Annotated in this window: 26 protein-coding genes and 1 pseudogene; 15 read left to right on the plus strand and 12 right to left on the minus strand. The window is 62.0% G+C overall.

Annotation, left to right across the window (positions count from 1 at the left end):
- The first annotated feature begins 92 nt into the window (after window positions 1-92).
- The 11 genes from EP376_RS07855 (at window position 93) to EP376_RS07905 (ending at window position 11,339) form a co-directional block, all read left to right on the plus strand.
- Entirely contained in the window at window positions 93-1,088 is a 996-nt protein-coding gene (locus tag EP376_RS07855) for a BMP family lipoprotein (protein WP_127655012.1), read from the plus strand.
- Between the two features lie 69 nt (window positions 1,089-1,157).
- A complete protein-coding gene (locus EP376_RS07860; RefSeq protein WP_127655013.1) occupies window positions 1,158-1,526 on the plus strand; it encodes a nuclear transport factor 2 family protein in 369 nt (122 codons plus the stop codon).
- Entirely contained in the window at window positions 1,523-3,127 is a 1,605-nt protein-coding gene (locus tag EP376_RS07865; RefSeq protein WP_127655014.1) for an ABC transporter ATP-binding protein, read from the plus strand. Before EP376_RS07860 ends, EP376_RS07865 begins: the two co-directional genes overlap by 4 nt.
- A 73-nt stretch (window positions 3,128-3,200) precedes the next feature.
- Complete coding sequence (locus EP376_RS07870) at window positions 3,201-4,301, plus strand: ABC transporter permease (protein ID WP_127655015.1); 1,101 nt, start codon at window positions 3,201-3,203, stop codon at window positions 4,299-4,301.
- A gap of 4 nt (window positions 4,302-4,305) precedes the next feature.
- Complete coding sequence (locus EP376_RS07875; RefSeq protein ID WP_127655016.1) at window positions 4,306-5,442, plus strand: ABC transporter permease; 1,137 nt, start codon at window positions 4,306-4,308, stop codon at window positions 5,440-5,442.
- Window position 5,443: 1 nt separating this feature from the next.
- Entirely contained in the window at window positions 5,444-6,244 is an 801-nt protein-coding gene (locus tag EP376_RS07880) for a purine-nucleoside phosphorylase (RefSeq protein ID WP_127655017.1), read from the plus strand.
- A gap of 74 nt (window positions 6,245-6,318) precedes the next feature.
- Window positions 6,319-7,230: a sulfite exporter TauE/SafE family protein gene (locus tag EP376_RS07885; protein ID WP_127655018.1), complete on the plus strand. Its 912-nt coding sequence runs from the start codon at window positions 6,319-6,321 to the stop codon at window positions 7,228-7,230.
- Window positions 7,230-7,988, plus strand: a complete 759-nt coding sequence (locus EP376_RS07890) for a TIGR02186 family protein (protein ID WP_127655019.1) — start codon at window positions 7,230-7,232, stop codon at window positions 7,986-7,988. The genes EP376_RS07885 and EP376_RS07890 overlap by 1 nt, the downstream gene beginning before the upstream one ends.
- Before the next feature lie 273 nt (window positions 7,989-8,261).
- On the plus strand, window positions 8,262-9,029 hold the full coding sequence (locus EP376_RS07895; protein WP_127655020.1) for a helix-turn-helix transcriptional regulator: 768 nt from the start codon (window positions 8,262-8,264) through the stop codon (window positions 9,027-9,029).
- Window positions 9,030-9,131: 102 nt separating this feature from the next.
- Window positions 9,132-9,767, plus strand: a complete 636-nt coding sequence (locus tag EP376_RS07900; protein WP_127655021.1) for an acyl-homoserine-lactone synthase — start codon at window positions 9,132-9,134, stop codon at window positions 9,765-9,767.
- Window positions 9,768-9,809: 42 nt separating this feature from the next.
- Complete coding sequence (locus EP376_RS07905; RefSeq protein WP_127655022.1) at window positions 9,810-11,339, plus strand: ATP-dependent DNA helicase; 1,530 nt, start codon at window positions 9,810-9,812, stop codon at window positions 11,337-11,339.
- Window positions 11,340-11,345: 6 nt separating this feature from the next.
- Here the strand turns inward: EP376_RS07905 and ccrA are convergent, their stop codons facing one another.
- Together ccrA and EP376_RS07915 are read right to left on the minus strand one after the other, a co-directional pair.
- On the minus strand, window positions 11,346-12,626 hold the full coding sequence (gene ccrA / locus EP376_RS07910) for a crotonyl-CoA carboxylase/reductase (protein WP_127655023.1): 1,281 nt from the start codon (window positions 12,624-12,626) through the stop codon (window positions 11,346-11,348).
- 121 nt (window positions 12,627-12,747) lie between these two features.
- Entirely contained in the window at window positions 12,748-14,148 is a 1,401-nt protein-coding gene (locus tag EP376_RS07915; RefSeq protein ID WP_127655024.1) for a 1-acyl-sn-glycerol-3-phosphate acyltransferase, read from the minus strand.
- Between the two features lie 174 nt (window positions 14,149-14,322).
- Here EP376_RS07915 and EP376_RS07920 point away from each other — a divergent pair.
- The 4 genes and pseudogenes from EP376_RS07920 to EP376_RS07935 all read left to right on the plus strand — a co-directional run.
- Window positions 14,323-16,308 (plus strand): annotated as a pseudogene (locus EP376_RS07920) (methylmalonyl-CoA mutase family protein); the annotation flags it as partial.
- Window positions 16,309-16,441: 133 nt separating this feature from the next.
- Complete coding sequence (locus tag EP376_RS07925) at window positions 16,442-16,783, plus strand: H-NS histone family protein (protein ID WP_127655026.1); 342 nt, start codon at window positions 16,442-16,444, stop codon at window positions 16,781-16,783.
- Window positions 16,784-16,787: 4 nt separating this feature from the next.
- A complete protein-coding gene (gene deoD / locus EP376_RS07930) occupies window positions 16,788-17,492 on the plus strand; it encodes a purine-nucleoside phosphorylase (RefSeq protein ID WP_127655027.1) in 705 nt (234 codons plus the stop codon).
- Window positions 17,493-17,719: 227 nt separating this feature from the next.
- A complete protein-coding gene (locus EP376_RS07935; RefSeq protein ID WP_127655028.1) occupies window positions 17,720-18,055 on the plus strand; it encodes a hypothetical protein in 336 nt (111 codons plus the stop codon).
- Between the two features lie 72 nt (window positions 18,056-18,127).
- Here EP376_RS07935 and EP376_RS07940 read toward each other — a convergent pair whose 3' ends face one another.
- The 10 genes from EP376_RS07940 to EP376_RS07985 all read right to left on the minus strand — a co-directional run bounded on the left by EP376_RS07940 (window position 18,128) and on the right by EP376_RS07985 (window position 25,313).
- The gene (locus tag EP376_RS07940) at window positions 18,128-18,907 is read right to left on the minus strand and encodes a succinate dehydrogenase iron-sulfur subunit (protein WP_127655029.1); all 780 of its coding nucleotides are present in this window, start codon (window positions 18,905-18,907) and stop codon (window positions 18,128-18,130) included.
- A 136-nt stretch (window positions 18,908-19,043) separates the two neighbouring features.
- Window positions 19,044-19,814 (minus strand): methyltransferase domain-containing protein, encoded by a 771-nt coding sequence (locus EP376_RS07945; protein WP_127655030.1) that lies wholly within the window; start codon window positions 19,812-19,814, stop codon window positions 19,044-19,046.
- Window positions 19,814-20,107 (minus strand): hypothetical protein, encoded by a 294-nt coding sequence (locus EP376_RS07950; protein ID WP_127655031.1) that lies wholly within the window; start codon window positions 20,105-20,107, stop codon window positions 19,814-19,816. The genes EP376_RS07945 and EP376_RS07950 overlap by 1 nt, the downstream gene beginning before the upstream one ends.
- Complete coding sequence (locus EP376_RS07955; RefSeq protein ID WP_164744890.1) at window positions 20,104-20,832, minus strand: class I SAM-dependent methyltransferase; 729 nt, start codon at window positions 20,830-20,832, stop codon at window positions 20,104-20,106. Before EP376_RS07955 ends, EP376_RS07950 begins: the two co-directional genes overlap by 4 nt.
- Window positions 20,833-20,849: 17 nt before the next feature.
- A complete protein-coding gene (gene sdhA / locus EP376_RS07960; protein WP_127655033.1) occupies window positions 20,850-22,658 on the minus strand; it encodes a succinate dehydrogenase flavoprotein subunit in 1,809 nt (602 codons plus the stop codon).
- Window positions 22,658-23,092 (minus strand): hypothetical protein, encoded by a 435-nt coding sequence (locus tag EP376_RS07965; protein ID WP_127655034.1) that lies wholly within the window; start codon window positions 23,090-23,092, stop codon window positions 22,658-22,660. The genes sdhA and EP376_RS07965 overlap by 1 nt, the downstream gene beginning before the upstream one ends.
- A complete protein-coding gene (sdhD, locus tag EP376_RS07970) occupies window positions 23,089-23,460 on the minus strand; it encodes a succinate dehydrogenase, hydrophobic membrane anchor protein (protein ID WP_127655035.1) in 372 nt (123 codons plus the stop codon). The genes EP376_RS07965 and sdhD overlap by 4 nt, the downstream gene beginning before the upstream one ends.
- Window positions 23,461-23,473: 13 nt before the next feature.
- Complete coding sequence (sdhC, locus tag EP376_RS07975) at window positions 23,474-23,857, minus strand: succinate dehydrogenase, cytochrome b556 subunit (RefSeq protein WP_127655036.1); 384 nt, start codon at window positions 23,855-23,857, stop codon at window positions 23,474-23,476.
- A 221-nt stretch (window positions 23,858-24,078) separates the two neighbouring features.
- Window positions 24,079-25,113: a MaoC family dehydratase gene (locus EP376_RS07980; RefSeq protein WP_127655037.1), complete on the minus strand. Its 1,035-nt coding sequence runs from the start codon at window positions 25,111-25,113 to the stop codon at window positions 24,079-24,081.
- Complete coding sequence (locus tag EP376_RS07985) at window positions 25,110-25,313, minus strand: DUF1737 domain-containing protein (protein ID WP_127655038.1); 204 nt, start codon at window positions 25,311-25,313, stop codon at window positions 25,110-25,112. The genes EP376_RS07980 and EP376_RS07985 overlap by 4 nt, the downstream gene beginning before the upstream one ends.
- Window positions 25,314-25,316: the final 3 nt, after the last annotated feature.

The raw sequence follows: 25,316 nt of genomic DNA on the forward strand, positions 1-25,316 counted from the left end.
ACATGGACTGCCGCGCGGCCCCGGCTGCGAACAAGGCAGGCTTGAAACAGCGGGGACAAGTCCCCGTTTACCGAAGTCCTTGGGAGACACACATGAGCCTTATGAAGACATTCCTCGGCGCATCTGCCGCGCTGGCCCTGACCGCCGGTGCCGCGCTCGCCGACCCGGCCGTCATTTTCGACCTTGGCGGCAAGTTCGACAAATCGTTCAACGAATCCGCTTTCAACGGCGCAACCCGCTGGGCCGAAGAGACCGGCGGTTCCTTCGCCGAGGTCGAGCTTCAGTCGGATGCACAGCGCGAGCAGGCCCTGCGCCGCTTTGCCGAGGCCGGCAACAATCCGATCGTGATGGCGGGCTTCTCCTTCGCGACGCCGCTGTCCGAAGTGGCAGGCGATTATCCGGATACCAGCTTTGTCATCATCGACGGTGTGGTCGACGCGCCGAACGTGCGTTCGATCATCTTCTCCGAACATGAGGGCTCCTACCTCGTGGGCATGATGGCCGCGATGGCCTCCGAGACCGGCACTGTCGGTTTTGTCGGCGGCATGGACATCCCGCTGATCCGCAAGTTTGCCTGCGGCTATGCCCAGGGCGTTGTTGCCGTCAACGGTGACGCCACCGTCATCGCCAACATGACGGGCACCACCCCCGCGGCCTGGAACGACCCGGTCAAGGGGTCCGAACTGACACTGAGCCAGATCAGCCAGGGCGCCGACGTCGTCTATGCCGCCGCCGGCGGCACCGGTATCGGTGTGCTTCAGACGGCCGCCGACGAAGGCATCCTGTCGATCGGTGTCGACGCCAACCAGAACTACCTGCATCCGGGTCAGGTTCTGACCTCGATGATGAAGCGCGTGGACAACGCCGTCTATGACAGCTTCTCCGCTGGCATGGACGTGCCCACCGGTCTTGAAGTCTGGGGTATCGCGAACGAAGGCGTAGGCTATGCGCTGGACGAGTTCAATGCCGATCTCGTGACTGCGGAGATGCAGACAACCGTCGACGAGGCCGCCGCGGCCATCGCCGCGGGCGAACTGTCGGTTCACGACTATACCTCCGACGAAAGCTGCCCGGCCCTGACCTTCTGATCGGGCCACAATGACGCAGAGACTGCGCCGGGCGACCGGCGCAGTCTTGTTTCGGGAAAGACCGATGCCATGACGACCGCCATCCACACCTTCTTTTCGGCCTGGGCCATGAGCGATGACACGGAACGCGGTGCCGCGATCCACGCGGCCCTTGCCGAAGATGCGCGGTATGCGGATCCTCGGTCGTCGGGCGTCTTGACGGGACCGGACGAGATCGGCGCCTATGTCGCCGCGTTCAGTGCGAATGCGCCGGGCTGGTCGGCGCGGGTCGTCGCCTCCAGCGCCACGGCCGACATGGTTCGCGCGACGGTCGCATTCGGCGGCACGGGGCCGGACGGGTCCGACATGGTGCAACACGGCCAGTATTTCGTCCGCGTCGACGATGCCGGCAGGATTGACGAAATGGTAGGTTTCGCCGGCATGGGAGCCCCTGAATGAGCGCAGCGCCAGCCATCGAGCTGAAAGGCATTTCAAAGGCTTTCGGCCCAGTTCAGGCGAACAAGGACATTTCGATCCGGGTCATGCCCGGAACCATTCACGGAATCATCGGCGAGAACGGCGCCGGAAAATCGACGCTGATGTCGATCCTTTACGGGTTTTACAAGGCCGATGCGGGCGAGATCTTCATCAATGGTCAGAAGACCGAGATCCCCGACAGCCAGGCCGCGATCGCATCCGGCATCGGCATGGTGTTCCAGCATTTCAAGCTGGTCGAGAATTTCACCGTTCTGGAAAACATCATCCTCGGCGCCGAGGACGGCGCGCTTTTGCGTCCGTCGCTGGCCAAGGCACGGGACGAGCTGAAATCGCTGGCCGAAGAATACGGGCTGAACGTCGATCCCGACGCGGTGATCGAGGATATCGGCGTCGGCATGCAGCAGCGGGTCGAGATCCTCAAGGCGCTCTACCGGCAGGCGGATATCCTGATCCTGGACGAGCCGACCGGCGTTCTGACACCGGCAGAGGCCGATCAGCTGTTCCGCATCCTCGAACGGTTGAAGACCGAGGGGAAGACCATCGTCCTGATCACGCACAAGCTGCGTGAGATCATGGATATCACCGACACGGTCAGCGTCATGCGCCGGGGCGAGATGACGGCAACGGTCAAGACGGCCGACACATCGCCACCGGAACTGGCCGAGCTGATGGTCGGGCGAAAGGTTCTTTTGCGGGTCGAGAAAGTGCCGGCAAAGCCCGGTGAAAAGGTCCTCGAGGTGCGCAACCTCAACGTCACGGACGACAAGGGCGTGCACCGGCTGAAGAACGTGAGCTTTGACGTTCGGGCCGGCGAAATCCTCGGCATTGCCGGCGTGGCGGGCAATGGCCAGTCCGAATTGCTCGAGGTGCTGGGCGGATATGAGGAGGCCACCGGCACGATCCGCGTCAACGGACAGGAAATCGACCTGTCGGGCGCGCATTCCGATGGCCAGTCGCGCCGCGCCCGGGGCATCGCCCATGTCCCCGAAGACCGGCAGCGCGAAGGCCTGATCATGGATTTCTTCGCATGGGAGAATACCGCCTTCGGCTATCACCATGATCCGGCCTACCAGCAATCCCGTCTTCTGATGGACAACAACGCGATCCGCGAGGAAACCGCCGCGAAGATGGAACGCTTCGACGTGCGCCCCCCCAATCCCCAACTCATGGCCAAGAGCTTTTCGGGGGGCAACCAGCAAAAGATCGTGCTGGCCCGCGAGATCGAGCGGAACCCCGACCTCCTGCTTGTGGGGCAACCGACGCGCGGCGTCGACATCGGGGCGATCGAATTCATCCACCAGCAGATCGTCGCGCTGCGTGATCAGGGAAAGGCGATCCTGTTGGTCAGCGTCGAACTCGACGAGATCGTGTCCCTGTCGGACCGGATCGCCGTGATGTTCGATGGCCAGATCATGGGCGAACGCCTGCCCGAAGAGACCAACGCGCAGGAGCTGGGCCTCTTGATGGCCGGGATCACCGATACCGACCGGCCTCACAGCGTCGCGGAAATCGAGGAAAACCTTGCCAATGCCGGCGTCGGCCGCGCCGAGGTCGGAGATTGAAGATGATCATGTTCCCTGAAATCCAGTGCCGAAACCGACAGGACATGCGTCTTGCCATGGGAGCCAAGTCGTAATGCAGAAAATGCCTGCCTGGGCCGATGTTGTCCTGATCCCGCTGATTTCGGTTCTCCTGGCTTCGATCATCTCGGCCATCGTGATCCTTGCGATCGGGGAAAACCCCTGGGCCGCGCTCAAGCTGATGGTGTCGGGTGCGGTCGGCTCCTCCTACGGGTGGGGCTATACGCTGTATTACGCGACGAATTTCATCTTTACCGGGTTGGCCGTCGCAGTCGCCTTCCACGCCCGTTTGTTCAATATCGGGGGCGAGGGGCAGGCCATGTTGGGCGGCCTTGGTGTCGCCCTGATCTGTCTGTACATTCCCTGGCCGCACTGGACGCTGGCGCTGTTGTTCGCAACCGCCTCATCCGCGCTATTCGGGGCGTTGTGGGCCGCGATCCCGGCCTATCTTCAGGCGACGCGAGGCAGCCATATCGTCATCACGACGATCATGTTCAACTTCATCGCCTCGGGGCTTCTGAACTACCTTCTGGGCAACCAGCTGAAACCCTCGGGCCAGATGGAGCCTGCAACGGCCAGCTTTCCCGAACCCGCCCATCTTCCGACGCTCAATGATATCGCCGGGCTGTTCGGATCGGATCTGTTCCGGTCCACCCCGGTAAACGTGACGCTTCTGATCGGGCTGGTGGCCTGTGTTCTGGTCTGGTTCCTGATCTGGCGCACCCGGCTGGGATATGAAATCCGCGCCTATGGCCATTCCGAAAGTGCCGCGCGCTATGCCGGGATCAGCCCCAACCGGATCATCATGATTACCCTTCTGATCTCGGGTGGGCTTGCCGGCATGATGGCGATCAACAACGTGATGGGCGAGGCCGAACGGTTGGTCCTGAACGCGGTCGAGGGGGCGGGGTTCATCGGGATCGCCGTGGCCCTGATGGGCCGAAACCACCCGGTGGGCGTTCTGATGGCCGCGATCCTCTTCGGGTTCCTCTATCAGGGCGGCGCAGAGCTTGCGCTCTGGACCTCGATCCCGCGCGAATTGATCATTGTGATCCAGGCGCTGGTGATCATGTTCACAGGCGCGCTCGACAATCTGGTGCGCTGGCCGCTGGAGCGGGTCTTTGCCGCCACCCGATCGACGAGGGGGGCGGAGTAGGATCATGGAGTTCCTGACGATCATCCAGATCGGCGATTCGACCATCCGTCTTGCCATTCCTCTTCTGCTTGCCTGCCTCGCGGGGCTGTTCTCGGAACGTGCGGGCATCTTCGACATCGGCCTCGAGGGAAAGATGCTGGCAGCGGCCTTTCTTGCGGCCGCGATCTCCTTCGTGTCTGGCTCGGCATGGATCGGGCTCTTGGCGGGGATCACGATCTCGATCCTGTTGTCGATCATCCACGGGCTTGCCTCCATCACGTTCCGGGGCAATCAGCTGATTTCAGGGGTTGCGATCAACTTCCTTGCCGCAGGTCTCACGGTTGTCGTGGCGCAAAGCTGGTTCAGCCAGGGCAGCCGGACACCCCAGCTTTCGGGGTCCGCACGGTTCGAGCCGATTGTCCTGCCCGGCGCCCTGTCGCGGATGCGCGAGATCATGGAAGCTTCGCCCATGGCGCAGCTGTATTCGGAGCTGATCTCGGGCCACACGATCATCGTCTATATCGGCTTTCTCGCCGTTCCGCTGAGCTGGTGGATCCTCTACCGAACCCGGTTCGGCCTCAGGCTTCGGGCTGTGGGTGAAAACCCGGCCGCCGTCGATACCGCCGGTATTTCGGTCGTGCGGCTGCGCTTTGCCGCGGTCGCCATCGCGGGCATCCTGTGCGGCATCGCCGGTGCGTATCTGTCGACCGCGCTTCAGGCGGGCTTTACCAAGGACATGACGGCAAACCGGGGCTTTATCGCGCTGGCGGCGCTGATCTTCGCGAAATGGCGGCCGTGGTATGCGATGGGCACCTGCCTGTTGTTCGGCTTCTTCTTCGCGATCGACAACCGGTTCCAGAACATCCAGATGCCGGCCCTGTGGTTCGTGATCATCTGCGTGGCGCTGGCCGCGGGAATGCTGTTCTACGCCATCCGGCGGACCCGTCTGGACATGGTCGTTCTTGGCGGTTTCGCCGTCGTGCTTCTGGCCGTGGCCGTTGCGGTGGTCTTCGGGACCGAAAGCCTTTCGGCGGGCATCAAGCTGCCCACGCAGCTGACCCAGTCGCTGCCCTATATCCTGACGGTCGTCGTTCTGGCGGGGTTTGTCGGCAAGGCGATCCCACCGCGCGCCGGTGGCGAAGCCTATGTGAAGGAACGCTAGAATGGATGTCCACGAGCTTGTCGCGACGATACGCGGGCGCGCGGGCGACGCGCCCGTCCGGATCGGGATGATCCTTGGGTCAGGGCTGGGGCATCTGGCCGACGCCGTCGACGGAACCGCGATCTCTTATGCCGATCTGCCGGGCTTTCCCCATGCAGGTGTTTCGGGGCACAACCCGAACCTTGTCGTCGGCACGTTAGAGGGCCAGCAGGTCGCCGTTCTGGGCGGTCGCGCGCATTACTATGAAAAGGGTGATCCGACGGCGATGCGCCGGCCTTTGGAGGTTCTCAAGGCGCTGGGGGCGGAGATACTGATCGTGACGAATGCGGCGGGGTCGATGCGACCCGACATGCCGACCGGGTCGATCATGTGCCTGAACGATCATATCAACTTCTCTGGTCTGAACCCCCTGATCGGGGAGCCCACCGACAACCGCTTTGTTCCGATGACCGAGGCCTATGACGCCGATCTGCGCCGCAGGCTGCACGCTGCGGCTCAGGCTGCGGACGAGACGCTCCATGACGGGGTTTATGCGTGGTATTCCGGCCCGTCGTTCGAAACACCGGCCGAAATCCGAGCGATCCGGATGCTGGGCGCGGATGCGGTGGGCATGTCGACCGTGCCCGAAGTGATCCTCGCCCGGTTTCTGGGCCTGCGCACGGCGGCGATTTCGACCATCACGAACATGGCCGCAGGCATGAGCGACGAGGCCATCAGCCACGAGCATACCAAGGCGATGGCACCGATCGGTGCAGCCCGGCTCGAAAAGGTCCTGCGCGGCGCGCTTCGCGATCTGGACTGATCAAAAACTCCGGACTGGGGGCTGGACCTCGCGGTCATGGGGTGTTTCTTGGGAAGGAAGGAACGGGAAACCGAATGCAAATCTACCTGCCCATTGCCGAAGTATCGGTAAACGCCTTTCTTCTGTTTGGCTTGGGCGGACTGGTGGGCATCCTGTCGGGCATGTTCGGCGTGGGTGGCGGATTCCTGATGACCCCGCTTCTTTTCTTTGTCGGTATCCCGCCCGCGGTCGCAGTTGCGACCGAGGCGAACCAGATCGTGGCTTCGTCATTCTCGGGCGTTCTTGCACATTTCAAACGACGAACGGTCGATCTTCGGATGGGCACCGTGCTTCTGATCGGGGGCCTGTTCGGAGCGGCCCTTGGCGTGGTGGTGTTCAACTACCTCAAGTCTCTGGGACAGGTCGATCTGCTGGTGCGCCTCTGCTACGTCGCCTTTCTTGGCATCGTGGGCGGGCTGATGTTTCTCGAAAGTCTGCGGGCCTTGCGCAACACCGCGCGCGGCGGTGCGCCAAAGCGCCGGCGGCACAACTGGGTCCACAACCTGCCGTTCAAGATGAAGTTCCGGGTCTCGGGGCTTTATATCTCGGTCATCCCGCCGCTGCTGGTCGGAGTTCTGGTGGGGATACTTGCCGCGATCATGGGTGTGGGCGGCGGCTTCATCATGGTGCCCGCGATGATCTATATCCTCGGCATGCCGACGAAGGTCGTGGTCGGAACATCGCTGTTCCAGATCATCTTTGTCACCGCCTTTACCACACTGCTGCACGCGACCACGAACTATACCGTGGATATCGTTCTGGCCGTCCTGCTTCTGGTGGGGGGCGTGATCGGCGCACAGATCGGAACGCGGATCGGGTTGCGGCTCAAGGCCGAACAGCTGCGCATCCTCTTGTCCGGGATCGTTCTGGTGGTCTGCGGAAAGCTGGCGCTTGATCTGCTGATCCAGCCGCAGGAGCTTTATACTCTGGGGGCTTCGGATCACTGATGCGCCTGATCGCGATCATGTGTCTTCTTCTGGCGACCCTGCCCGCGCGGGCCGAACAGGTCGTCCTCGGGCTGAGCCAGGACGAAGTCGCGATCACCGCCACGTTCGAAGGCGACGAGATCCTGATCTTTGGTGCGATCCAGCGTGAAACGCCGATCGATGCGGAAAGACCGCTTTCGGTCGTCATAACGGTCGAGGGCCCGTCGTCGCCTATCGTTGTGCGCCGCAAGGAACGGCGGTTCGGCATCTGGGTGAATACCGATGCGGTCGAGGTCGATGCGGCCCCGAGTTTCTATGCGGTGACGACATCGGGCCCGCTGGACGAGGTCCTCACCAATACCGAGAACCTCCGCCACAACATCACGATCGATCGTGCCGTCCGGTCGCGTGGCGCACCGATGAACATCACCGATTCAGAGGCCTTCAGCGAGGCGCTGATCCGGATCCGCGAAAGATCGGGGCTCTACAAGCTGATCGAGAATGGCGTCGACCTTGAGGAGCAGACGCTTTTTCACACCAATGTATCGCTGCCGGCCAACTTGACCGAGGGTCACTACGAGGCCCGCATCTTTCTGACCCGCGAAGGCGAAGTCGTCGATGTCTACAGGACACCGATCGAAGTGCGCCGTGTCGGGATCGGCCAATGGCTGTTCGCATTGTCGCGCAGCCAGCCGCTCCTCTACGGGCTCATGTCGCTGGCCATCGCGATCGCCGCAGGCTGGAGCGCGTCGAAGGTGTTTTCAGCGCTCAAGCGCTGAGATGCCCTGCCCCCCCAGATCCGGTGGGAAGAATTGCGCGAAGAGATCCTTTACACCCAAGATGCTACCATAGGTTGTTAATACTTCATTAACTTTCGAAGCAGAGAGTGAACATGGGACATAGATGGATGATCGACGTACTCGACGACCTGCGAACCTACGCGGTCAAGAACGACCTGCACCGCCTTGCGGAGCATATCGGACAGACCGTGCAGGTCGCACTCGAAGAGGCGGGACCGGTGAAGGAGGGAGCCCCCGTCGGGCTATATGTGAATGGCGCTGGACCTCGAAGGCTACCTGATCGACGTGGAACGCGCCCGGGGGCTTGAGGATATCCAGACGCTGATCCTCCACCTTCGGGATCAGTATGGCGTCGATCACATCGTCTATCACTGGGTGTCGTCCGACGGTGAGCAGTATGGCTGCGGCACATACAGCCCCGAATGGGCCCAACGCTATGTCGACAAGGACTATCTTCGTGTCGATCCGGTCGTGATCGGCTGCTTTCAGCGGTTCCACCCGGTCGATTGGCGCAAGTTGGACTGGTCATCCAAGGCAGCCCGCGCCTTTCAGGCAGAGGCCCGGGACTACGGTGTCGGGCGACAGGGCTTTTCGATCCCCGTCCGCGGGCCGAACGGCCAGTTCGCGCTTCTCACGGTGTCGCATGATTGCGACGACGAGGCATGGGATGCCTTCACGCTCGCCCATCAGCGGGAACTCATCCTGATCGCGCATTACTTCAATCTCAAGGCGCTGGAACTGGAACACGCCCGCGCGCCGGAACCCATCAAATCCCTGTCTCCCCGAGAGGTGGATACGCTGACATTCCTCGCGATGGGATACAGCCGCGGTCAGGTGGCCGACATGCTGTCAATCTCGGAACATACGCTGCGCGCCTATATCGAAAGCGCCCGGTTCAAGCTGAACGCCGCCAACACGACACATGCGATCACCCGGGCCATAACCGAAGGTCTGATCGTCGTGGGCGGCACGTCGAGGGCCGCCGACGGCGGTTGGCCCGGGCGCCGCACCCCAAGCTGAATCCCGCCTTCCCCGACGCGCAACACGCTGTGCATTCGCAGGCTGTTAACCTAGCCGAACCTACCGTTCCCCTGCTTAACGCGTCGAACAGGGAGCGATATCTTGCTGCGCTATGTCTATGGGTCGGACCTGTCTGACCACCCCCGGCTTACCGACACTATGTTCCGCGATCGGGCGACCCAGTTCCGCGACCGGCTGGGCTGGGAGGTGACGGTTGATCCGAATGGCTGGGAACAGGACGAATATGACGGCCTCGACCCCCTCTATGTGATCTGGGAGACGCCATCCGGCCGACACGGCGGGTCGATGCGCTTTCTGCCGACGACCGGCCAGACGATGATCAACGATCATTTCCTCGGCCTGACCGACGGCGCCGCGATCCAGAGCCCGTTCATCTGGGAATGCACGCGGTTCTGTCTTGCCCCCGAGGCGGGCGGCCGGATCGCGGGCGCCCTGATGGCCGGCGGGGGGGAGCTGATGCGCGCCTTCGACGTGACCCATTTCGTTGGTGTCTTCGATCAGAGGATGAAACGGATCTACCGCATGATCGGCTCTGCGCCCGACATTCTGGGCGAGGCCGGTTCAGGGCGCGACAGGATTGCCGTCGGCCTGTGGGAATACGATGCCGCCGACCGGCTGCGGGTGCTGGACCGTGCCGGTCTCACACCCGAGCAATCCGAACGCTGGTTCGAGCAGAGCTTTGGCCGAAAGGTCAGGGAAATGGCCCTGACAGGCTAGCACCGCTGGCCTTGGACCGTGGGGGCGGCTAGGGTCGCGCCCATGAATATCGCGCTGTCTCCCACCCTGTCCGACGACCAGGCCGAAGCCTGGGATATGGCGACCTCGGCGCTGCGCGAGGCGGGCATCGATCTGGATGACAGCCTTCTCAGTTCACCCCGGACCGGCAAGCAAAGCACCATGGCCATCATCGGCAAGGCCGGGTCGGGCAAGACCATGCTTCTGGCGTCTTTGACCAAGGCCCTGAGCGAGGCAGGCGTCGATATCGTCTCGGGCGACTGGGAGGGACGGCGCAAGAAGGATCGCCGCACGCTGGCTGTTCTGGCGCCCACGAACAAGGCGGCTTCCGTCCTGCGGGGCCACGGCGTTCCGGCCACGACGATCCACCGCATCCTTTATACGCCGGTCTATGACCCGGAATACGAAAAGATCGCCGAATGGCTGGCAGGTCAGGGCGACCGGCCCGAGATCGAGGGCCTGACCGACACCGCGCTCGACCGGGCCTGGGCCTCGTACCAGATCAACACCTCGGTGCCGGCAGCTCTGGCCGCGGCGGGACTTCGGGGATCGGATTTCATCACCGGATGGAAACGGCGCGAAGAGCCTTTGGACGTGGGCTTCATCGATGAAAGCTCGATGCTGGATGCGCGCCAGTTCGAGGATCTTCAAGAGATTTTCCCGACCCTGATCCTGTTTGGCGATCCGGCCCAGCTGCCACCCGTTCAATCCGAAGGCGGCATGGTCTTTGAAACGCTGCCCGACAGCCGAAAGATCGAGTTGCATCGCGTGCATCGACAGGCGGCTGACAACCCGATCCTCGATCTGGCGCATGCGCTGGCCGATCCCGCGCTCGATTTCGCCGGGTTCGAGGATATGGTCCGCGATATCGCGACCCGGGATGAGCGGGTGCAGGTCGCCCAGCGGGTCGAGGCCGACCTGATGGCCCGGTCCCCGGTTCTGGTCTGGCGCAACGCCACGCGGATCCGCCTGATCCATGCCTTTCGCGCGGCCTATGACGCGCCGTCGGACGAATTGCTGCCGGGCGAGCCCCTGATCTGCGACGGGATCGAATTGCCCCTGAAACACCGCAAGAAGCGGCTCGACCTCGAGGCGCGGGGCCTGATCAAGGGGGCGCAAGCGATCTATCTGGGGCCCGGGCGCAAGCCTGGATTCTCGAGGCTTCATGTCTTTGGCGCCGAAGACCCGCAGATATCGGCAGCCTCGATCGTCAAGATCGAACAGGAAGCCGACGAAGAACCCTTCATTCCATTCGCCGCGCGGATGGGGGCCACGTTCCTGCACGGCGCGGCGGTCACGATCCACAAGGCGCAGGGCTCTCAATGGGGTGTGGTGCAGGTCTTTGCGCCCGACATCTATGCCGCGGCCCGGATGGGACGGGTAGAGGCCGGTCAGCCGTTGTGGAAACGGCTGACCTATGTGGCGATCACCCGCGCGGAACGGGAATTGCGCTGGGTCGTGCGATCCATGCTGGCCAAACCGAAAGAGCCGCTGACAATCGATGATCTGTCGGCGCCGGCAGCCCCCCTCACCCTTTCGGCCGAGGAGGGCTGAGGGGCGTCAATTGCCTTCGGCGATCGCGTCTTCGAAGGTCCGCAGCCCAACCTTGGGCGACTGCACCAGAACGGCCATGTTGCCCGGCTTGTGTTCATTGCGACGCATCTTGGTATGGGCGGCGGGGATCTGCGCCCATTCGAAGACCTCCGACATGCAGGGATCAAGGCGCCGCTCAAGCATCAGCTTATTGGCGGCGCTGGCCTGCTTGAGATGCGCGAAATGGCTGCCCTGAAGGCGCTTTTGATGCATCCACATATAGCGGACGTCGAAGGTGCAGTTGAACCCGGTGGTGCCTGCGCAGATCACGACCATGCCGCCCTTCTTGCACACGAAGGTCGAGACGGGGAACGTGCTTTCGCCGGGATGTTCGAACACCATGTCGACGTTCACGCCCTTGCCGGTGATGTCCCAGATCGCCTTTCCGAAGCGGCGGGCCTCGTCGAACCATTCCTTGTATTCTGGCGTGTTGACCGTGGGCAGCTGGCCCCAGCAATTGAAATCACGCCGGTTGATGACGCCTTTCGCGCCCAGACCCATCACGAAGTCGCGTTTGTCCTCGTCCGAGATGACGCCGATCGCATTGGCACCTGCCGTATTGATCAACTGGATCGCATAGGATCCCAGTCCGCCGGAGGCGCCCCAGACCAGAACGTTCTGACCCGGCTTGAGGTCATGGGGTTCGTGCCCGAACAGCATCCGGTAGGCAGTGGCAAGCGTCAGCGTGTAGCAGGCGCTTTCTTCCCATGTCAGATGCTTGGGCCGCGGCATGAGCTGCTGTGCCTGAACACAGGTGAACTGTGCGAAAGAGCCGTCCGGGGTCTCGTAGCCCCAGATCCGCTGCGAGGGCGAATACATCGGGTCGCCGCCATTGCACTCCTCGTCGTCGCCATCGTCCTGGTTGCAGTGGATCACAACCTCGTCGCCAACCTTCCAGCGCTTGACCTTGTCCCCGACGGCCCAGACGATCCCGGACGCATCCGAACCCACGATCGCATAGGGCGCCTTGTGGACATCGAAGACCGAGACGGGCTGACCCAGCGCGGCCCAGACGCCATTGTAATTGACGCCCGCGGCCATGACCATCACCAGCACTTCGTGGCTGTCAGGCTTTGGCACGTCGACCTCTTCGACCATGAAGGCCTGTTCAGGCTCACCGTGGCGTTCGCGACGGATCGTCCAGGCGTGCATCTTGGCCGGTATATGGCCCAGCGGCGGCATTTCACCGACCGCATAAAGGTCTTTGATCGCGGCGGTGGGCTGCGGGATGTCTTGATCGAGGGCCATGTCAGTCTCCATTGGGTCCACCCTGTGCGGCGTGCTGCGGTGCAGAATCGGGTTCGTTGCCACGGTGATATAAATCACTTCGCAACTTTGCAATAGATGTGAGGCTCAAAACGTAATAAAATTACTTTGCTGGCGCAGAAAGTCGCTGAGGATCGGCGGCAGGGCCGGGTTCAGGCATGTGCTGCGCGATCGAAGCCGCATAGAAATCCACGATATCGTCGGCCCCGTCGGCAACGAAGATGGCCGCGCCGTCGCGGCGGATCAGGCCCCGATCCGACAGGATCCGAAGCGCATCATCCTTGATTTCACCAACCTCTCGCTGAGGGAGATTGGCTTGGGTCTCTTTCAGGCGCTCCAGCAGGGCCGCGAGCTTCTCTTCGATTTCCTGGTCGGTGAGGCCCGGGTGCGCGCGCAATATGGTGCAGACAAGGGGCACAGGCAGGACAGGGACCACGCGTTTGACCTCCTGCATCAACTCGGTGCCGAGCGTTTCGAGCGAAACCGGGCCATCGGCCATCAGCGCAGACAGGGAGACAGGCCGCCCGAACCCGACCGACGCCGTGCCGAACCCCCGAAAGCGGCCGGTCAGCCGTTTGGCAAAGTGCCCGCCAAGCCCACGAAGCACCGTCCCGATCGGTGGGCGAAAACGGCGCCTTCCACTCTTGCCGGCGGCGATAAGGAACTTGTCCTCCAGCACGTGATCGTAATTCAGCGCGACGGGCACAAAGATCACGTCACGGCCGTCCGGGCTCCAGCCTTCGACGATATAGCTCAGAAGACCAAGCTTGGGCTCTGCGGTCCGGCCATCGAGGCTTAGCCCGCCTTCCGGGAAGAACGCCTGCGTCACGCCGCCTCGGACCGCCATCTGAACATATCGCGCAAGAACCCGGCGATAGAGCGCCGAACGGTTGCGGCGCCGGATGAAGTAGGCGCCCATGGCCCGGATGACGCTGGACAGCGGCCAGACACGCGCCCATTCGCCGACGGCGTAGGACAGGGCTGACGACCGACTGACCAGATAGGTCACCAGAACATAGTCCATGTTCGACCGGTGGTTCATCACGAAGATGACCGCCGCGTCCCGGTCAACCCCGTCCATGCTGGTTCGGTCGAACTGCCCTAGCCGGATGCGGTAGAGCGATTTCGACAACCACCGTGCGAGCCGTGTGCCGATGGTGAAATAGGCGGTCGCGGAAAAGGACGGCACGATCTCGCGGGCATAATCGCGCGCCTTTTCAAAGGCGACATTCTCGGGCACACCCTTTTCCCGCGCATATTCAACGATCGCTTCGGCGACAGAAGGATCATAGATCAGGCGTTGGATCATGTCGTGCCGGCGGGCCAGCTTGAACGGCTCGAGCGGTCGGTCCAGCCGTTCGTTCAGACGGGCCACCAGCCGCTCTGCCCGCTTGCGGAAAAACCACCGGACAGAGGGAAACAGAAAGTGCGACGCGAAGGTCACCGCGGCGAAAAGAAGGATCAGGATCAGGAGCCAGAGCGGCAGGGTGACACTGCGAAACATGTCCCGACGCTTGCAGCATTCCCATCAGTGGTAAAGACCGAAGCGGCGCGGCTTGCACGGCTGTTGTGGCAAGTCGGTGTCTCATTTCCACAACGCCGCAGCGCAGCGAATTGACAGCGGCACAAAATTTCCCTAGGGCTTCAATCCGAGTAATAAAATTACCCTCCGCTCTTTCGAGGTAGGACAATGACTGAACGCGACCGCCCCTGGCTTATCCGGACTTATGCCGGCCACTCGACCGCAGCCGCCTCAAACGCGCTGTATCGGTCAAACCTCGAAAAGGGGCAGACCGGGCTGAGCGTGGCCTTCGACCTGCCGACCCAGACAGGCTATGACAGCGACCACATCCTCGCGCGTGGCGAAGTCGGCAAGGTTGGCGTGCCGGTGGCGCATCTGGGCGACATGCGGACCCTCTTCGATCAGATCCCGCTCGAGAAGATGAACACCTCGATGACGATCAACGCGACGGCACCGTGGCTTCTCGCGCTTTACATCGCGGTGGCCGAAGAACAGGGCGCCGATATCTCGAAGCTTCAGGGAACGGTTCAGAACGATATCATCAAGGAATACCTCTCGCGCGGCACATATATTTGCCCGCCAGAGCCTTCCTTGCGGATGATCACCGACGTCGCCGCCTATACACGGGTGCACCTGCCCAAGTGGAACCCGATGAATGTCTGTTCCTATCACCTGCAGGAAGCCGGCGCGACGCCGGAGGAAGAACTGGCCTTCGCCCTCGCCACGGCACAGGCGGTGCTTGATGATCTTCGCGGCAAAGTCGATGAAGCCGATTTCCCGGCAATGGTGGGCCGAATCTCGTTTTTCGTGAACGCGGGCATCCGTTTTGTCACCGAGATGTGCAAGATGCGCGCCTTTGTCGAGCTTTGGGAAGAAATCTGCGAAACGCGCTATGGAATCACCGATCCGAAGTTTCGCAGGTTCCGTTACGGCGTTCAGGTCAACTCCCTCGGGTTGACGGAACAACAGCCGGAAAACAACGTTTATCGCATCCTGATCGAAATGCTGGCCGTTACGCTTTCAAAGAAAGCGCGGGCGCGGGCTGTGCAATTGCCGGCATGGAACGAGGCCCTTGGCCTGCCCCGGCCATGGGATCAGCAATGGTCTATGCGGATGCAGCAAATTCTGGCCTATGAAACGGACCTTCTGGAATACGACGACCTTTTCGATGAAAATCCGGCGGTCGATCGCAAAGTCGCGGAGTTGAAAGCCGGGGCCCGGGCGGAACTGGCGCAGATCGATTCCATGGGCGGCGCCGTCGGCGCGATCGAATACATGAAGTCGCGCCTTGTCGAAAGCAACGCCGCGCGCATTTCCGCAATCGAAAACGGCGAAACCGTCGTGGTCGGCGTCAACAAATGGCAGGCCGGAGAAGCCTCTCCTCTGGTCACGGGGGACGGTATCGCAATGGCGGCCGACCCCGAGGCCGAGGCCGATCAGCTTGGCCGCCTGTCGGCGTGGCGCGAGGCCCGCGACCCGGCCGCTGTGGCCAGCGCCCTTGGGGAATTGCGGGCAGCCGCGCGCGATGGACGCAACATCATGGAGCCGTCGATCCTTTGCGCCAAGGCCGGCGTGACAACAGGCGAGTGGGCGGGCGTCGTGCGGGCCGAGTTCGGCGAATACCGTGCGCCGACCGGCCTCAGCCCGAATCCATCGAACCGGACAGAGGGGCTCGAGGAACTGCGTGAACGTGTCGATGCCGTCAGCGCCCGACTTGGCCGACGCCTGACGTTCCTGATGAGCAAACCGGGCCTTGACGGACATTCCAACGGAGCCGAACAGATCGCAGCCCGCGCGCGCGATTGCGGAATGGACATTTCCTATGACGGAATTCGCCTAACTCCTGAAGAAATCGTGGCTCGCGCCAAAGAGGTGAGACCTCATGTCATCGGCGTTTCGATACTTTCGGGATCGCACATGCCATTGATCCGCGACCTGATCGCGGCACTTAATTCGGCGGGTTTGTCGGACATTCCGGTCGTGGCCGGCGGGATCGTTCCGGAAGCAGATGCCCGAGAATTACGCAAGATGGGCATTTCCGAGGTTTACACACCGAAAGATTTCGAGTTGAACACCATAATGGCCGACATTGTATCTCTGGCCGATCCGGATCGCCCGACCGAAACCGTGGCCGCCGAGTAAGAAGGCGGACGTTTGTTAGAGGAAAGTCATTTTTAGGGCTCGCCGGCGCTGGGATTCACGGCCTTCTTTAGAGGCGGAGCATGCGGGCTATGTGAACCTGCAGCCCGTCAGTGAAACCAGTGGAGTAGTGGGAATGTCTAAAGACCTGAATGCATTGACGCGCGAAGAACTTATGGATCACAAGAAATCCCTCCAGAAGGAAATGAAAGCCGTAGAAAAAGCGCTTTCGACCCTGAAGGATCGCGAAAAGAAAGCAGCCCTCGCCGCGGCGGAAAAAGCTGCGGCCGAACATGGCTTTTCTCTTGCGGAACTTGCTGGTGTCGGTGGACGCGGCGGGAAAACAAAGACGATCTCGGCGCCGAAATATCGCAATCCAGCCAACCCCGACCAAACGTGGACGGGCAGGGGCCGCCGCCCCGATTGGATCCGCGATGCGATCGACAATGGTGAAGATCTCTCGAAGTTCGAGATCTGATCCTGTGACGATCCATATCGGCGCGAAGGCCGGCGAAATCGCCGAGACTGTTCTGATGCCCGGCGATCCCTACAGGGCGCGCTGGGCAGCACAAACGTTTCTCGACGATGCAAAGCTCGTCAACGAAACCCGAGGAATGCTGGGTTTCACCGGAACATGGCGGGGCCACAAGGTCACGATCCAGGGGTCCGGGATGGGTATGCCGTCGCTGTCGATTTATGCAAACGAGCTGATCCGGGATTACGGCGCGCAGACGCTGATCCGGATCGGCTCATGCGGCGCAATGCAGCCCTCTGTTGCCCTGCGCGATATCATCCTTGCGATGACGACCTCGACCGTCTCGACCCCGTCTCTCGGCATCTTTCGGGAATTGAACTATGCGCCGCATGCGGATTTCGACCTTCTGCGCAAAGCCGCCGAGGCTGCCGCGAGGATCGGGGTGAAAACCCATGTCGGGGGCATCTATTCCTCCGATACATTCTATGACGAGCGGCCGGACCTCAACGACCAACTCACCCGTCACGGTGTATTGGGCGTCGAGATGGAGGCCGCGGAACTTTATACCCTTGCTGCACGCTATGGCAGGCGCGCATTGGCGGTTCTGACCGTAAGCGATCACCTGGTCACGAAAGAAGAGCTTCCCGCGGAAGACCGGGAACAAAGCTTTGGCGACATGGTCGAAGTCGCGCTGAGCGCTGCCTTCGGCTGACCTCGCGGTACGTTTGCCAACGCCTGTTTCAAGCAGGTGCGAGGCACCTGTGCTCAAGACGCCACGCTGTCCCGCGCATCTGTCGTCAACCCCGCTGCGGGTCAAAGGTTTCTCAAACCATCGTGACTGATCGGGGGGTTTTCTGTTCCACGATGGACCACAGATCTGGGTCATCGACGGCGGGCATGTCCCGCCAGACGAAACCAAGACAACGAAGGAGGTCCTTCATGTCCATCAAGATTCTTACCGCCGCCGCAGCACTTGCCGCGTCGACCGCAACGATCGCATCCGCTGACGTCAACTATTTCAGCGTGGTGACCGATCTTGATTCCGCCAATACGCTTGAACTCGGCACCGTCCGCGCCGAAGCCGATGGTACGGTCGAAGTCTATGACTTCCGGGCGGGCGAACAGCGTGATCTGCTTGGCAGCACCGAGGTCTTTGCCGGTGCCAACAGAGACGTGCGTGTCGAGGTTCCGGTGGCACCGATGTTCGACGTTCTCGCCGTGCTCAAGGTAAACGGCGAAGTCGTTGACATGCAGGTGATTGACATCAACAGCTGACCCAAGGTTCAGCTGACCGAAGGGCCCGCCTTATCGGCGGGCCCTTTTTCGTTTCGCCCTTCGATCTGTCCGTCAGACGACGCGTTCTATCATCATCTTCTTGATGTCGGAGATCGCCGCCGCGGGGTTCAGGCCCTTGGGACAGGTCTTGGCGCAGTTCATGATCGTATGGCACCGGTAGAGCTTGAACGGATCTTCGAGATCGTCCAGTCGTTCACCCGTCGCCTCGTCGCGGCTGTCCACAAGCCAGCGATGTGCCGCCAGCAGGGCCGCCGGACCAAGATATCGGTCGCCGTTCCACCAGTAGCTGGGACAGGAGGTCGAACAGCAGGCGCAGAGGATGCATTCGTAGTGGCCATCCAGCTTTTCGCGATCAGCGACGGACTGGCGCCATTCCTTGGCCGGCGGGTTTGTCTTGGTCTCGAGCCATGGCTTGATCGAGGCGTGCTGCGCATAGAAATGCGTCAGGTCGGGGACAAGATCCTTGACGACAGGCATGTGCGGCAAGGGATAGATTTTGATATCGCCCTTGATCTCGTCCATGCCGTAGATGCAGGCCAGCGTGTTGATCCCGTCGATGTTCATCGCGCAGGATCCGCAGATGCCCTCGCGGCAGGACCGGCGGAAGGTCAGCGTCGGATCGATCTCGTTCTTGATCTTGATCAGCGCATCGAGAACCATCGGACCGCAGGTTTCCATGTCGACGAAATAGGTGTCGAGCCGGGGGTTCTTTCCGTCATCCGGGTTCCAGCGATAGATCTGCACCTTGCGCAGCTTTGTGGCCCCTTCGGGTTTGGGCCATGTCTTGCCGGTCGTCATCCGGCTGTTCTTGGGCAGCGTCAGTTGGACCATTTCAGGCTCCTTCCATCGTCTCTGGAGTGATTTGCGAGGGTCGGACCGATCGCCATCGGCGCCGGGGCGACCCTGCCTGCAATTTCATCGATGCGTTCGGCCGGGCGGTGTGCCAGACCATGGGCTATGCGAAACGTCATTTCTTGTGGCCCTCCGGCTTGGTGGCGACAAAGATCGTCTCGCCCCGCATGAGGCCGTATCTCAGCACATCGGGTTCGACGGCCGTATATTCGGCAAGCTCGAATCCTGCGGCGCGGATCCTGTCTCTCAGGTCGCGGCCATACATCCGGACGTGGTCACCCTGGCCGAAATGCAGAATCCGGTCCGCGGATGTCGTGACATCGGGGTTCTCATAGGTGCGTTTCCATCCCTCGACGATCGGCGTCATGAGGATGACGATCCCACCCGGACGGGCAAGGCGAAACATCTCGGCCAGAGCCTTGGCATCATCGACATGCTCGATCACGTGGCTGCAGATGATTCTGTCATATCGCGCGCCATCAAGGCCGGTGTCTTCGATGTTGACGTGATGCATGACCTTGCGACGCGGGCTCAGGTCAGCGGTTTCATAGCTGCCGACCATGTCGCGCAGATATCCCGACAGCTGCACCTCGGGCGCGAAGTGCAAGACGTTGTGCGACGGTCGGAACAGATCGAACCGTTCGGCAAAAAGGTAGAGCAGCCGGTGCCGTTCAAGCGAATTGCATTTCGGGCACCGTGCGTCGATGCGCGGCGGGTTTCCGAACGCGGTGAACATCCCGAAATACCCGCACAGAGGGCAGTCGCGCGGGGTCACGCCGCGGGCGGCCTTCCGGAACCGGTTGATCTGTTTCATCGCGGCGGTGTTGATCGCCTCCTGAAACTCGTCCGTCTGATCGACCTTTTCGGTCTGCACCTTGTCCTGCATCACAGCTCCGGCGGCCTGAATGGCGCCTGCCCCGTCAGGTTCCAGACACAGTCGGAATACACCGCAAGCGGATCCTTCCCGAGGAGGAAATCGCTCGTGATGCCGATCTCGAGGCCGGCAAAACCGCCGGTGTTCGAGTTCACGCCAGCCGTCACCGTGCCCGTGGGCCCCTGTGCGGCGCGGGCGCGTTCCTCGCATTCGCGGGCGGCCTCCTCGGGATCGACGGGGACGGGCGTGCAGGCGGCTGCAAGAGCCAGCAGGATCATCATCGCGCTCAGACGAGAAAAGCTCATGCCACACCACCCCAAAGATCAAGGAATCGTTCTGCCGGCTGCATGTCGAGCGTCTCCTTCAGATCCTCTCGCCGGGCCGGATCAAGCTCGGTCGTGAGGTAGGCATCGACGATGGCGTCGTAATCCGAGGCCAGACGATCGGACGTCGGATCAAGCCCGCGCACGATGGCAAGGCCGGTAGGCCGGGCATCAAGGATATCGACCGTTAGGTCGGGGCGACGGTCACGCAGGATTTCGGTCATCTTCCAGACATCACCCGTCCAGGCCCGGGTCTTCGACTTGTCCCATTCGCGGGCGGACGACGCCACACCGATGGGCACCACGTCATGCAGGATGATGACCCCGTCGCGGGACATGATCCGTTCGACATTGATGAAGTCGCGCAGCACGAATTCGAACAGGTGCATCCCGTCGATGAAGGCCAGATTTATCTTGGCGCCCAGCGACGCAATCTCGCCAGAGGCAAAGACGTCATCGCTTGTCTGCCGAAACAGGTGCAGCGCAGGTTTGTTGTCCCAAACAGGTCCGGCGATCTTGAAATCGGGGTCGATGGCAATCGACCGGCAGGTGGCCAGCGCAAGGCTTGCGCCCCGATCCGTCCCGATCTCCAGATACCAGTCGGGAGCCACGAGCGTCTGAAGACGCTCGAGGCAATCGAGGTAATGCGCCCCGGCAGGCGCAGGCCACCCCTCTTCGGGGACGGGGCCCCTGGGGGTCTTGTCCATGCCGGGTGCCGCCTGCATCAGTAGACCCGCGCCTTCGGGGCGATTTTCTTCAGGTCGATCCCCCCCTCTTCGGTCTTGGTCAGCGGATCAAGATGGACCGGCCGGTAGGTCAGCGTTGTCTTGGTGTCATCGACAACGGCCAGCGAATGCTTGCGCCAGTTCTTGTCGTCGCGATCGGCATGATCCTCGTGCGCATGGGCCCCGCGGCTTTCCTTGCGGGCCTCGGCGCTCACGATGGTGGCAAGCGCGTTGGGCATGAGGTTCGTCAGCTCAAGCGTTTCCATCAGATCGGTGTTCCAGACAAGGCTCCGGTCGGTGACCTTGATGTCGGCCATCTTGCCGGCGATCGCCTCCATCTTCTCCTTGCCTTCGGCAAGCGTCTTGTCGGTGCGGAACACGGCGGCGTCCTGCTGCATGGTCTTCTGCATCTCGAGCCGCAATTCCGCCGTCGGCGTGGCGCCATCGGCATGGCGCAGCGCATCAAAGCGGGCAAGCGCCTTGTCGACGCTGGCCTGGTTCGGGGTGGGCACGGCGCTGTCGGGATCGACGACCTCGCGCGCACGGATCGCGGCGGCGCGGCCAAAGACGACAAGGTCGATGAGGCTGTTGGACCCAAGGCGATTGGCGCCGTGCACGCTTGCACAGCCCGCCTCGCCAACGGCCATCAGACCGGGTGCGATGGCGTCGGGGTCCTTGTCGGTCGGGTTGAGAACCTCACCCCAGTAATTGGTCGGAATGCCGCCCATGTTGTAATGCACGGTGGGAAGCACCGGGATCGGTTCCTTCGTCACGTCGACGCCGGCAAAGATGCGCGCGGATTCCGAGATGCCCGGCAACCGCTCGGCCAAGGTGGCGGGCGGCAGATGGTTGAGGTGCAGGTGGATGTGATCGCCATCCTTGCCCACGCCCCGACCTTCGCGGATTTCCATCGTCATGCAGCGCGAGACGACGTCGCGCGAGGCGAGGTCCTTGTAGGTGGGCGCATAGCGTTCCATGAACCGCTCGCCCTCGGAATTGGTGAGATAGCCTCCCTCGCCCCGTGCGCCTTCGGTGATCAGGCAGCCCGCGCCGTAGATACCGGTCGGGTGGAACTGCACGAACTCCATATCCTGCAGCGGCAGGCCCTGACGTGCGACCATGCCGCCGCCATCGCCGGTGCAGGTATGGGCGGAGGTGGCCGAGAAATAGGCGCGGCCATAGCCGCCTGTCGCCAGAACCGTCATCTTTGCGGCAAAGAGGTGAAGCGAACCGTCATCCAGCTTCCAGCACAGGACACCCTGGCAGACACCATCTTCGCCCATGATCAGATCGATGGCGAAATACTCGATATAGAATTCGGCCTTCTGCTTGACCGACTGACCATAGAGCGTGTGCAGGATCGCATGGCCGGTGCGGTCGGCCGCAGCACAGGTGCGCTGAACCGGCGGGCCTTCGCCGAATTCGGTCGTGTGCCCGCCGAAGGGACGCTGGTAGATCTTGCCCTCTTCGGTCCGGGAAAACGGCACGCCGTAATGCTCCAGCTCATAGACCGCCTTGGGCGCCTCGCGGGCGAGGTATTCCATCGCGTCGGTGTCGCCCAGCCAGTCTGACCCTTTGACGGTGTCATACATGTGCCATTGCCAGTGGTCGGGCCCCATGTTCGACAGGCTGGCCGCGATGCCGCCTTGCGCCGCAACCGTATGTGACCGGGTCGGAAACACCTTGGAGATACAGGCCGTCTTGAGCCCCTGCTCGGCCATCCCGAGCGTCGCCCGAAGGCCGGCGCCCCCGGCCCCCACGACAACGACGTCGAAGGAATGGTGTTCGATCGGATAAGCTTCCGTCATCAGTTCTTCCCTATTTGCGAGGCCATGGTGCTCATCGCGCTGCATATTTCCAGATCGGTCTCGAGCGCGGTCGATCCCGCGATGATCTCTCCGGAGGCTGCGAAATTGCTTTCGAACCGGGCGATGTAATCACCCGAAGCAATGGCCGAGAATTGGTAGGCCGCTGTCAGGCCCATCTCCATGTCGGCGTCATCCGCGGCGTGGGCCACGGCGGACGCGAGGATCAGGTCTTCGTAGGCGGTGTTGATCTGCGCCCAGGCCTGCGCCCCGAACTCGGCCTCGGATCCGCGCCCCATAAGCGCCTCGTAGAAGCCGGCACAGGTGCCGAACGCCTGGCTCCATGCGTCTTGCTCGATCAGCTGGGGCAGAGGGTCAGGCTGCTGGGCCACAACGGGGCTCGCCACGAGGCAGAGAACCGCACAGATGTGCTTCACAATGCGATCCTCGCCAGAGCAAACACACCGGTCGCGGCCGCCGCATAGCTGAGGCAGGTCATGCCGATGATCAGCGCCTTGCGGGCAAAGCCGTGAACGTAATCCTCGATCAGGACCTGCACACCGCCCTTGAAGTGGTAGAAACCGACGAGGATGGTCAGGATCGCCACGACTGCCGGAAACGGGCGGGCATAATAGACGAGCGCCTCGTCGTAGCCCATGCCCAGCGCCCGGCCGAAGGTGAAGATGAAAAGCGGGACAAGCCCGACCAGAGCCACCGAAGACACGATCATGTGCCAGTGATGCATGGTGCCGGATTTCGCGGACCCGAGCCCCGAGGCGCGTTTGCGGTCGGTCATATACCTCATGCTGCGTTCCCTTTCACAAGACGATGACGACGAAGATCGTCAGCAGGACAGAGGCGATCACGCCGCCCATCGCAAACCGCTCGGACGCTTCGACATCCAGCATCCGGCCTGAATCCCAAATCAGGTGCCGGACGCCGAAGATCAGGTGATACCAGACGGCCCAGACGCTCAGGAACATGACCAGATCGCCGAACCAGCTGCGCACGAAGCCATCGGCCCGGGCGAAAGCCTCGGGCCCCGTGGCCAGCGCGATGAACCACCAGACCACCATCAGCGCCGCCACGATCAGTGCGTTGCCCGTCAGTCGCGTGACGATGGAGGACATAGACGTCCATTGCGGGCGATAAATCTGCAAGTGCGGAGATAGAGGGCGATTGCCCCTGTTTACATCGGCCATCTGAATTCCCTTTGTCGCGGTCGGCTAACCGCCCTGTCAGGTTCCCTGTGCCGTTTTGTTATCATCTTTTGAAGCCATGTCACACGATCCGGCGCCTGAAATCTGCGCCGAATTGTCCTGATTTTGCAGAAAATTGCCGATTGTGATCACACAAAACTTTTCCGTGATCACAAAATTTGGACACCCGTGATCGACTCGCTTTTGCATGCACCGGCGCGGCATCACAAAGGCATCAGCGCCCAGTAATCGAGGTCGAGCAGAACTTCGGGCAGGTATTTCCCGTCGTCACCGCGAAGAGCAAAGGGCGTGGCCCCATCCTTCACGGCGACAAGGCGCAGGCGCAGCGCACCGACGCCCGGAGCCGGCGTTTCGGCCTTGTCGAGGACTTCGGACCACGCGCGCACGGTGTCGCCCGCGAAACAGGGATTGGCATGGGCCCCGGCATTGAGCCCGACGATCATCTGCGCATTGGCCAACCCGTTGAACGACAACGCGCGGGCCAGGCTGATCACATGGCCACCATAGATCAACCGCTTGCCGTCGGGCCGGGCGGTGGCGTCGAAATGGACCTTGGCCGTGTTCTGCCACAGACGCGTGGCCATCATGTGTTCGGCCTCTTCGATGGTGACGCCATCGACATGGTCGATCTTTTCGCCGATCTCGTAGTCGGCCCAGCGGTGCGGCTCTCCGGCGAGGGTGAAATCATAGGCGCTGAAGTCCAGCTTGGGCGGAATGGCCAGCGCGTCGGGCGCAACAACGGGGGCAAGGTCGGGAACCACGGGCGCGGGCGCGGGGGCATCCGGATTGGCTTTGCGGACCATGACCCAGCGCACATAGGACAAAAGCTCCTCGCCGCGTTGATTGCGGCCCGTGGTGCGAACCCAGACAACGCCGGTCTTGCCGTTCGAGTTCTGCTTCAGGCCGATCACCTCGCTTTCCGAGGTGATGGTATCGCCCGGCCAAAGGGGTGTGAGCCAGCGACCCTCGGCATAACCGAGATTGGCGACGGCGTTCAGCGACACATCCGGCACTGTCTTGCCGAAGACCGTGTGAAAGGTCACGAGATCATCGAGCGGGCTGAACGGCAGGCCGCAGACCTGTGCGAAGGCATCCGAGGAATGAAGCGCGTGCCGCGCGGGATAAAGCGCATGGTAAAGCGCGCGCTCCCCCATCTTGATTGTGCGCGGCACGGCATGGCGGATCACCTCGCCCAGCCGGTAATCCTCGAAAAAGCGGCCCGGATTCGTCTTGCTCATTGCTGCCCCAGCTTCATGTCGGGGCTGTATGCGCCCTCGATCTCCTTGGTAACGGCCTGACCGCAGCGCATGACCCCGTTGGCGTGATCATAGGCGTATTGCGGATCGCCATGAAGAACCCAGCCTTTCGACAGGGCCTCGCTGACCTTGTGGCAAAAGGCCGAGGTGTCATCCTCGGTCAGGAAACGATAGATTTGCATCCC

Origin of the sequence: Alexandriicola marinus (genome assembly GCF_004000435.1) — a bacterium.
GTDB lineage: Bacteria > Pseudomonadota > Alphaproteobacteria > Rhodobacterales > Rhodobacteraceae > Alexandriicola > Alexandriicola marinus.